The 9,074-nt window shown below is 42.1% G+C and carries 12 protein-coding genes; 5 read left to right on the top strand and 7 right to left on the bottom strand.

What is annotated here, in order from left to right; all coding sequences use genetic code 11:
- Nucleotides 1-227: 227 nt before the first annotated feature.
- Nucleotides 228-794: a 1-acyl-sn-glycerol-3-phosphate acyltransferase gene (locus HMPREF1551_RS04170; RefSeq protein WP_196800709.1), complete on the top strand. Its 567-nt coding sequence runs from the start codon at nt 228-230 to the stop codon at nt 792-794.
- Between the two features lie 51 nt (nt 795-845).
- On the opposite strand, the gene HMPREF1551_RS04165 is transcribed toward HMPREF1551_RS04170, so the two are convergent.
- Nucleotides 846-1,418 carry a DUF3109 family protein gene (locus tag HMPREF1551_RS04165; protein ID WP_021627795.1) on the bottom strand — a complete coding sequence of 191 codons (573 nt, stop codon included), beginning with the start codon at nt 1,416-1,418 and terminating at the stop codon, nt 846-848.
- A gap of 107 nt (nt 1,419-1,525) precedes the next feature.
- Here HMPREF1551_RS04165 and HMPREF1551_RS04160 point away from each other — a divergent pair, with 107 nt between their 5' ends.
- Nucleotides 1,526-1,756 carry a ferredoxin gene (locus tag HMPREF1551_RS04160; protein ID WP_034544282.1) on the top strand — a complete coding sequence of 77 codons (231 nt, stop codon included), beginning with the start codon at nt 1,526-1,528 and terminating at the stop codon, nt 1,754-1,756.
- A gap of 14 nt (nt 1,757-1,770) precedes the next feature.
- Here the strand turns inward: HMPREF1551_RS04160 and HMPREF1551_RS04155 are convergent, their stop codons facing one another.
- Both HMPREF1551_RS04155 and coaD read right to left on the bottom strand, forming a co-directional pair.
- Nucleotides 1,771-2,985 (bottom strand): bifunctional folylpolyglutamate synthase/dihydrofolate synthase, encoded by a 1,215-nt coding sequence (locus HMPREF1551_RS04155; protein WP_021627793.1) that lies wholly within the window; start codon nt 2,983-2,985, stop codon nt 1,771-1,773.
- The gene (gene coaD / locus HMPREF1551_RS04150) at nt 2,982-3,464 is read right to left on the bottom strand and encodes a pantetheine-phosphate adenylyltransferase (protein WP_021627792.1); all 483 of its coding nucleotides are present in this window, start codon (nt 3,462-3,464) and stop codon (nt 2,982-2,984) included. Before coaD ends, HMPREF1551_RS04155 begins: the two co-directional genes overlap by 4 nt.
- A gap of 106 nt (nt 3,465-3,570) precedes the next feature.
- On the opposite strand from coaD, the gene purN reads away from it, so the two are divergent.
- Together purN and HMPREF1551_RS04140 are read left to right on the top strand one after the other, a co-directional pair.
- Nucleotides 3,571-4,137: a phosphoribosylglycinamide formyltransferase gene (purN, locus tag HMPREF1551_RS04145; RefSeq protein WP_034544280.1), complete on the top strand. Its 567-nt coding sequence runs from the start codon at nt 3,571-3,573 to the stop codon at nt 4,135-4,137.
- A 17-nt stretch (nt 4,138-4,154) separates the two neighbouring features.
- A complete protein-coding gene (locus tag HMPREF1551_RS04140) occupies nt 4,155-4,622 on the top strand; it encodes a DinB family protein (protein ID WP_021627790.1) in 468 nt (155 codons plus the stop codon).
- Nucleotides 4,623-4,675: 53 nt separating this feature from the next.
- Here the strand turns inward: HMPREF1551_RS04140 and HMPREF1551_RS04135 are convergent, their stop codons facing one another.
- A complete protein-coding gene (locus HMPREF1551_RS04135) occupies nt 4,676-5,215 on the bottom strand; it encodes an RsmD family RNA methyltransferase (protein ID WP_021627789.1) in 540 nt (179 codons plus the stop codon).
- 55 nt (nt 5,216-5,270) lie between these two features.
- Between HMPREF1551_RS04135 and HMPREF1551_RS04130 the strand changes: the two genes are divergently transcribed.
- Nucleotides 5,271-5,852, top strand: coding sequence for a fumarylacetoacetate hydrolase family protein (locus HMPREF1551_RS04130; RefSeq protein WP_021627788.1), 582 nt, complete (start codon nt 5,271-5,273; stop codon nt 5,850-5,852).
- A 61-nt stretch (nt 5,853-5,913) separates the two neighbouring features.
- Here the strand turns inward: HMPREF1551_RS04130 and azu are convergent, their stop codons facing one another.
- The 3 genes from azu to HMPREF1551_RS04115 all read right to left on the bottom strand — a co-directional run bounded on the left by azu (nt 5,914) and on the right by HMPREF1551_RS04115 (nt 9,062).
- Nucleotides 5,914-6,435, bottom strand: a complete 522-nt coding sequence (azu, locus tag HMPREF1551_RS04125; protein ID WP_021627787.1) for an azurin — start codon at nt 6,433-6,435, stop codon at nt 5,914-5,916.
- A gap of 256 nt (nt 6,436-6,691) precedes the next feature.
- Nucleotides 6,692-8,149, bottom strand: a complete 1,458-nt coding sequence (locus HMPREF1551_RS04120; RefSeq protein WP_021627785.1) for an ATP-binding protein — start codon at nt 8,147-8,149, stop codon at nt 6,692-6,694.
- Nucleotides 8,150-8,333: 184 nt separating this feature from the next.
- Nucleotides 8,334-9,062 (bottom strand): RDD family protein, encoded by a 729-nt coding sequence (locus HMPREF1551_RS04115; RefSeq protein WP_021627784.1) that lies wholly within the window; start codon nt 9,060-9,062, stop codon nt 8,334-8,336.
- Nucleotides 9,063-9,074: the final 12 nt, after the last annotated feature.

Raw genomic sequence — 9,074 nt, 5'->3', positions numbered from 1 at the left:
GGACACTTTACCCTTTATAGATAGGAATAGTGACAAGTGACTAATGACTAGTTACAAGAGACGAATCACTGACTACTAAAAGGGATATAACCTAAGAGAGACTTCCAACACTGGAAGTCTCTCTTTTTCTATGCAAAGATGAGCGATTTTGTAAATTAATTGGGTATTAGGTATTGGTCATTAGTCATTATTTCGTATCTTTGTCCCTCAAAAGTTTAGTAATGAAGATAAAGAAATGGATAGGTAGTTTGGCCTTATGGTTGGCTGGCTGGAAGATAGAACTACAAGGGGAGATGAGTACCCTTGACCGCTGCGTATTGGTAGTGGCACCCCACACCTCCAATTGGGAGTTTGTGTTAGGTATTTTGGCTTATTGGAAGTTTGAGAAGCCTATCAAGCTCATTATTAAGGACAGCCATACCAAAGCTTGGTATGGAGCCTTGGTGCGAGCCTTAGGAGGCTTGGGGATAGACCGCTCCCAGCGCAACCATATAGTGGAGTTCGTTACGGACTTATATAAAAAGGAGAATTTTAGCTTAGTAGTCACCCCAGAGGGCACACGTTCTAAGGTCAATAAATGGCGTATGGGCTTCTATCACATAGCCTTTTCGGCCAAGGTACCGGTAGTATTGGGTGCCGGAGATTTCAAAAAGAAGATTATCTATATAGGGAAAACCATTTCCCTTGAGGAATTACAGACCCGCTCTCAAGAGAGTATCATGAGTGAAATAAGGGAGTATTACAGGGATAAAAACCCTAAATACCCCCAGCAGTGGAATCCAAATTTTAGTTAAAGGGAGAACGAATAGTGAATTGCGAAAAGTACTACTTAAAGATTGACACTCTCACTGTTCTTTTATCATTTTTTCGGCTGCTTCCAGCTGTTGGTACCACTGCTCGCCGAACTTACGGATAAGGGCTTCGCGGACGAACTTATAGATGGGTACTTGTAGCTTGCGCCCTAGTATACAAGCATCCTTACAGATACTCCAGCGATCGTAATTAACGGCAATAAAGGAGGTATACTGCTTAAGACGGATAGGGTAGAGGTGACAGGAAATAGGTTTTTTCCAGTCTATTTTGCCTTCGCGATAGGCTTGTTCTATACCACAGAGCACGATTCCTTTTTCGTCCCTGACCACATAGGCACATTCGCCCCCATTGATAAGGGGAGTTTCCCACTCACCATCGCTGCCACGGATGGCAGTGCCTTGATTCTCAATGGCTTGGCGACCTTGTTCACTGAGGTAAGGAGCCACCTTATGGTAGATGCGTTCGAGGATTTCTACCTCCTCATCCTCTACAGGGGCACCTGCATCCCCTTCCACACAGCAAGCGCCCTTGCAGGCATCAAGGTTGCAGACAAAATCATTCTCTAAAATCTCCTCTGAGATTAGGGTATCATCTATTTCAATCATAATCAAGTGTCATTTTTTAGTGGTTAGTTATTAGTTATCAGTGCTCATTATTAGTTGTTAATAATTAACCATTAATCATTAACCATTAACCATTAATCATTATATTTGTGGTCATAGTAACTTTACAACGAGATAAGTGCATAGGTTGCAATTACTGCGTGGAGATGGCTCCCGAGCAGTTTCAGATGAGCAAGAAGGATGGTAAGAGTGTCCTATTGCGCTCCACAGAGAAGAAGGGCTTTTTCACTCTCAAGTCGTACGACGACAGTATATTAGAGGCTTGTGAAAATGCTCAAAAGGCTTGTCCGGTCAAGATTATCACCACCAAAAAGATCTAAGTACTCTCAATATCTTATACGACCTCCGCAACGACGAAGGTACTCCCCCCGATGTAGATGAAGTCATCCTCACCGGCCTCCTGTTTTGCCCTTTCTAAAGCACTCCCTACCGAAGGGAAAGCCTCGCCATGTAGGCCATATTGAGCGGCTTTTTCTTGTAGGGTAGTAGCGCTAAGGCCTCGGTCTATCTTAGGGGTACAGAAGTAGTAATGGGCTTCTTTGGGGAACATAGGTAGTATAGCTTCGAGGTCTTTTTCTTTGACAAACCCCAGTACCATGTGTAGGGTAGCATAGCGTTCTGTAGCCAATTGAGAAAAAATTTCTGCAAAGCCATGGGCATTATGTGCTGTATCACAGATGATTTTCGGGCGTTCTCCCAGTTGTTGCCAGCGTCCCATAAGGTGTGTATTGGCTACAATATGAGAGAGCCCTCGCTCGATAGCCTCCTCAGGGATACGTACCCCTTTCTCTTGTAATACTCTGATAGTCTGTACAATCCCTTTGATATTCTTAGCTTGGTAGCTTCCTTTTAAGTCCATAGAATAGGGCACTTCTAAGGAATCGGCCAGGTAGATATCGGATTCTTTTTCTAAGGCTACTTGCTTAAAGATAGGAGCCGTAAGGGGGTGAAACTCACTGATTACTACCGGTATACCTCTTTTGATAATACCTGCCTTCTCGTAGGCAATTTCCTCCAAGGTGTCTCCTAAAATATCGGTGTGATCCTTCCCTATATTGGTGATGAGAGAGACCAAGGGAGTGATGATGTTAGTCGAGTCCAATCGTCCGCCCAGTCCTACTTCTATGACTGCTATATCTACTTTTTGCAGGGCAAAATAGTCAAAAGCCATTCCTACAGTCACCTCAAAGAAAGAAAATTCTTCTCCTTCCAGAAAATCCTTATGCCAAGAGACAAAATCGGTTACGGCTTCTTTGGAAATTCTCTTCCCATTGATTTTGATACGCTCGCGGAAATCCTTCAGATGGGGGGAGGTATAGAGGCCTACCTTGTAGCCAGCCTCCTGTAGGATAGAGGCCAAGGCATGGGAAGAGGAACCTTTGCCATTGGTACCTGCTACATGGATTGTAGGAAATTGTTCTTGAGGATTGCACAAATGGTCGCACAAAAGGAGGATGTTGTCCAGCTTTCCTCGGAAGGCGGATCGTCCTTTTTCTTGGTACATAGGCAGATGTGCCCAGAGCCAATCAATGCTTTCTGTATAGGTCATGGGTGTATATAGTAATCTTCAATGTTTTCAATACGTACACGTTCGGGAACCAAGCGGGTATAGTCGCCTCGGTTTCGGATCACATCGCGCACTATGGAGGAAGAGATATGAGAGGTCTTCACGGCTGTAAGTAGGAAAACCGTTTCCACTCCGGCCAGGTCTCTATTGGTATGAGCAATCGCACGTTCGAACTCGAAATCGGCCGGGTTGCGAAGCCCTCGAAGGATAAAGGGAATCTGTAGTCTTTTACAGAAATCCACTGTAAGGCCTTGGTAGCTAACGATCTTGACTCGCTTGTAATCGGCAAAACACTTGGCAATGAAGTCCATACGCTGCTCCACGGAGAACATATAACGCTTGTCAGCATTCTCGCCAACGGCCACTATAATTTCGTCAAAGAGCTCCGTTGCCCTACAGATAATATCATAATGTCCTAAGGTAATAGGGTCAAAGGAGCCAGGAAAGACGACCTTTTTCATGAGTTGTTTTCATCAGTTGTTTCAGGGGACAAAGATAAGAAAAAGAAGTCGTTTTTTTTGGTTATCCTCGGAAAAATTGCGTAAATTTGCAAAAATTTCTTGTGTGATGAAAAAACTCATTCTCTTTGCTTCCGGCAATGGCTCCAATGCCGAACGTATCGTTACTTATTTCAGAGAAAATCAGCTGGCAGAGGTAGTGCTTATCCTGACGAATAACCCCAAAGCGGGGGTGATCGAACGTGCCGAACGCCTGGATGTCCCTTGTATGCTCTTTGATAGGAAGGATTTCTATGAGACTTCTTATATCTTGGAACTGTTGGAGAGAGAGCAGCCTGATCTTATCGTGCTGGCGGGCTTCCTGTGGAAGTGTCCAGAGAATATAATCGCTCGTTTTCCTAATAAAATCGTCAATATCCACCCCTCCTTATTGCCTAAGTACGGAGGCAAAGGGATGTATGGTATGCACGTACATGAGGCCGTTATAGCCGCTGGCGAGCAAGAGAGTGGTATCACCATTCATTATATCAATGAGCACTATGATGAGGGAGCCATCATCTACCAAGAGCGAGTCGTCATTACTACTGGGGATACTCCGGAGCACTTGGCCGAGAAGGTACATGAATTGGAATATCGTGCTTTTCCACTTATTATCAAGCAGTTATTACAAAGTTAATCTCTAATCTATAAAATATGAAATTAGACAAATCCGTTTTCGTACTTCACAGATGTATCCGAGAACGTTATCTACAGTATTTAGAAGGTTTTACCTTGGAACAATTGGCTGTAATTCCACAGGGATTTCGCAATAATTTGTTGTGGAATATCTCCCATGCGATTGTCACTCAGCAGCTTTATTGCTATCACAACAGCGGACTGCCTATGTATGTTCCGCAGGACTTCATCGCTGCTTACCGCAAAGGAACTGTACCCGATGGACATATTCCTACTCAAGCTGAGGTAGATACCCTCAAGGGATGGCTCCTTTCTACCCAACAGCAGTTGGAAGAAGACTACCAAAAGGGTATTTTCACCACCTATACCGACTACCTCACAGGGCTAGACTATCCTCTTGGCTGTGTGGAAGATGCCATTTATTTCAATAATACCCATGAGGGAATGCACTTAGGGCTGGTCATTGGAATAAAATACTTGGTTTAACGACAAGTGATAAGTGACAAGTGACTAATATCATGCTGATTATTAGTCATTTGTCATTCATTATTAAAGAGACTAAAGGTCGTCCCTCCATATCGTCTTTCTTCCTGGAAATGAGGGACTTCTTCTAAATAGACTTTGGAGGAGTGTTCGACAATCAGCAGTCCCTCCTCACTAAGGAGGTTGCGCTCGAAGACCATCCCGATGAGGCGCTCTAAGCGCTCGGGCTCCATATCATAAGGGGGATCGGCGAAGATGACATCGTACTGACTTAGGCAGCGCTCCAAGTAAGTGAAGACATCCGATTTGACCACCTCAATAGGGTAGGCGAGGGCTTCGGCTGTTTTACGGATGTATTGTACACAGCCCGCATGGCTATCCACCGCCGTGATATCGAGACAAGCTCGACTGCCAAACTCATAGCTGATATTGCCCGTACCGGCAAAAAGGTCGAGTACTTTGATACTATCGAAGAAAAAATAATTGTTCAAAATATTAAAAAGCGACTCCTTGGCAAAGTCCGTTGTAGGGCGGACAGGGAGGGTCTTGGGAGCAATAAGCTGTTTGCCGCGATGGCTTCCGGAAATAATACGCATAAGGCTAAATAAAAGGCAAAATTACGGATTTTATAACGATTAAAAAAGTTTTTTAGTGAAAATAGTATATATACAACCTGCTACAGCGGAGGCAGCGCTTCCACTTCTCTATACAAAGCCAGATACAGCTATACATAATAGAGAGCTACCGCTCTATCTTCCAGATTTTACCACTGACCTAAGGGGGCAAGCGGTGCTATTGGCAAAAATCAGCAAGCAGGGCAAGTGTATAGTAGAGAAGTTCGCCTTCAAGTACTACGAACAAGTTGGCTTAGCACTGGCCTTGACGGCTTATGATAGACAACAACAGCTACAAGCGCAAGGAAAGCCTTGGGAGCTGGCTACCGCCTTTGATGATAGTATGATAGTGGGTAATTTTATGGCTATAAAGGATTTAAGTGCGGACGATGCCAAGGCTGTCTTTACTCAAAACGAGGTGCTGGTGCAGGAATTTTCCTTGAGAAATGCTATACAGTCCCTACCCTTGGCACTACATCAGGCATCTGAATATGTGACCCTTCGTACGGGTGATCTCATAGCGCTCCCCTTGGCTGCCGACCTTTATCCTATAGAGGCAGGTACTACTTGGGAAGGAAGGATAGAGGCAAGGCTGAATTTCTCAGTGGAGGTAAAATAAAAAAGGCTATCCTTTTGGGGTAGCCTCTTATTTTACAGAAAAGAATAATTTTGGAACCAGTTTATTCTACGATAAGCACTCCTTTCATTAGGGAGAAGTGTCCAGGATAGGAGCAGATATAATCGTAAGAACCAGGTTCGGAAGGAGCTTTGAAGGAGATTGTATCAGATTCTCCACCCCCAAGAAGCTTAGTATGAACGATAACATCTTTTCCATCGTTAGGGATATATTCTTTTTCGAGACCAGCCTCCATAGCCGCCATACCAAAGGCAGGAATATCGGTTCCTTTTTTAAGTAAGACGAAGTTGTGTCCCATTTGGTTTTTGGCCATTTGGCCTACGTGTTTTAGAGTAAGATTGATAGTCTGCCCAGCTTTGGCTTTGATTTCCTGAATATTGAAAGTCATTTGGTCAGTACCTTCTAAGTTTACAGTGATGGCTTCTGTCTCTTGGCTCTGGGCAGGAGCAGCAGCTTCAGCAGCAGCTTGTTCAGCAGTTTGTGAGGACTCTTCAGATTTTTTGTTGTCTCCACAAGAAGCTACCATAAGGGCTACAGTAGCCATAAGGAATAATGTTTTCTTCATATCGAAATGATTTAGATATAAACGTGCCGCAAAAGTACAAATAAAAATCCAAAGCCACAAATTATTTAGAATATTTTTAAATTAGTAAGTGAATTCGTGGAGAATTTGCGTAAACAAAAAAGAAATAATAAAAGTGGTTAAGCAACGGTTAAGCAAATTATTTTTTTGTAAATATTTGATTTTCAAATATTTAAATAAATAAAGCCTTAAATTTCCTGCCAAAAAGGGCTTTCTGGTTAAGCAACGGTTAAGCAAATTAAGCCCAGGAGGGAATATATTTCATAGCTTTGAGGCCAACTTCTTCATCAAATATTTTAATTAACTTTCTCTCTTGTGCTTCTTTTATAATCTTACTGATCATAGGCGTGCTAACACTATTACCAAAACGCTCTCGTAAGGAAGTATTATTCATTTGCTCATGTATAGTATATTTGAATACACAATGCCAATAACAAGCTCTTAGGCGTTCTTCTTTGCTTATAGTGCTAAATTCTTTGTAGGTGAACAAGGTGACCTTAGTATAGTCCCCTAAATCTTCAAATAAAGGAGCTGGCATCTGGTTCTGTTCTATTTGTGAAATAACTTTATCAATTCCTGTACCACGTTCCTCACAAATATCTATCCTACGCATCAGTTTTGCTAAGATTTCATTTCGACTACGAGGGGGTTTGTCCATAAAACGACTCACTTCTACAAGGGGAGAACCTGCATTGGTAATTTCAATACGGTGGGAGAATATCTCTACCATAGGAGAAGTACCTGTTATATTGAAATCCTGATGTATCAGAGCATTAGCCACCAATTCTCGTAGTGCGATATCAGGATAAGTATTCCTTTCTCTACGAAAAACTTGTCCTATTTCCTCATAAGAAGGAAGCAACGCCTTGATACTACTTATCATAAACTCAAAGTCTACGGCATATCCTCCGACACTTTCTATCTCCTTTAAGGTTGTAAATTTGTTATTCCCATCGTAACGAATAATCCTTATGCCCTTCCTACCCAAAAAATCAAAGTTTGATAAGCGCTTGGCAAACAGAATAGCTCCTAGATTGGTGATGTCCCATCTACTATCATTCTGAATAATGAGTCGTTCATCAGATAGTTTTTGTAAAATGCCTCCCTGATCTTGAGGAAAAGGTTGATGGGTCAGCTCAAAATACTTACTAAAGTCTAATAACTGCAATACTCGTTCACCTTCTACTTGTTTCATAGCTATTTGTTTTTCAAAAGGGACACGATCTAGACTTCTCCAAAGTTCTCTTTCTTTCTCAGGATACACTTGCAGTTTTTTGGTATAGGAACCTATTCGAATATATTCAGTCCCATCAAATTTTACAGGTTTGATTTTAATGGGGCGTATCTCTAAAATCACCATGGATTTTTCCTGATAATCAAACTCATAGAATTTGAAATCAATTTTGGGATCAAGCTTTTGTAACAGCCAACTTTCTAATTCTTGCTGATTGTGCCTAATGGAAGAAGGATGAAAATGGGTGCCAACAATCTGATGTGTACCATCTTCTACTCCCCAAACGATATAAGCACTTATTCTATCTGCTATAATAGCACTATTAGCCATAGCCGATATGTTTTCGCCAATTACTTGGGGATCCTTGTTATTAGTCTTAAATTCAACCCATTCATTTTCTTGAGGTAAATGTGTTAATTCAAGTAATAGGTTATGTAGTTGTTTTATATCTTTTTCGTTCATTTTAAAATTTTGAAATGTAGGTTCCTACGTTATTATTCCTCATGGTTAAGCAACGGTTAAGCAAATTATTTTTCACAAATATTTGATTTTCAAATATTTAAATAAATAAAGCCTTAAATTTCCTGCCAAAAAGGGCTTTCTGGTTAAGCAACGGTTAAGCAAATGGCTTTTGCACGACTCAAAACTATTTCATCGTATAGAAGCTGTAATCCTTGAGGAATTGCTGGATGAAATCAACAGTGGGATAGGAGGTATGGGCGCGCTGGGATACTTCGGTAATCTTGTCCGCCAAGCGGATGAGTGTCTTCTCATTTCTGGTCTTTAGGGCTTGGGCAAGATAGTTTTTGATTGTCTGTGCATCTTGATCCGAGAAGAGCAGCACTTCGGCTTGGGAGAACAGTGGCTGATAGGAAAGGGAAAGTTCCTCCAAGATGGTATGGGAGATATTGAGCTTGTTGCGCTCGGTAATGACAGCTGTTCCGGCGACCAAGTCGCCCAAGCGCTGGGAGTACTTGGTGGCGATGACACTGGTAAAGGCTATGGAGCCGAGAAAAAGCTCTAACTCTAATAGGCCAAAGAGCCAACGCATTAGAAAATCGGAAAAGCTGGCTTGATAACCATCGATTTTCAGCACTCGAATCTTTAGAAAGCGCTTACCAATGGTCTGTCCTTGCATAAGGGTTTCAGCTATCAAGGGGTAGAAAAACCCTGGTGCCATGACCAAAGTGTACAGAGCAAATTTCGTTTCACCGCTCATATGGTACGTAAAATCCCCGAGCAGTTGTTTGGCAACAAATCCATATCCTAAGATAAGTACAAAATCAATAGCAAAAGCAGCCATACGATCCCCAAGGGAAGCTGGCTCAAAAGCTAATAAAATATTTTGTGTCGTTTTTATTTGTATCTTTGACATTTTTTTTCTAAT

Source organism: Capnocytophaga sp. oral taxon 863 str. F0517 (genome assembly GCF_000466425.1).
Classification (GTDB): Bacteria; Bacteroidota; Bacteroidia; order Flavobacteriales; family Flavobacteriaceae; genus Capnocytophaga.
The sequence above is the reverse complement of the archived record's forward strand: the minus strand, read 5'-3'. Positions and strand labels throughout refer to the sequence as shown.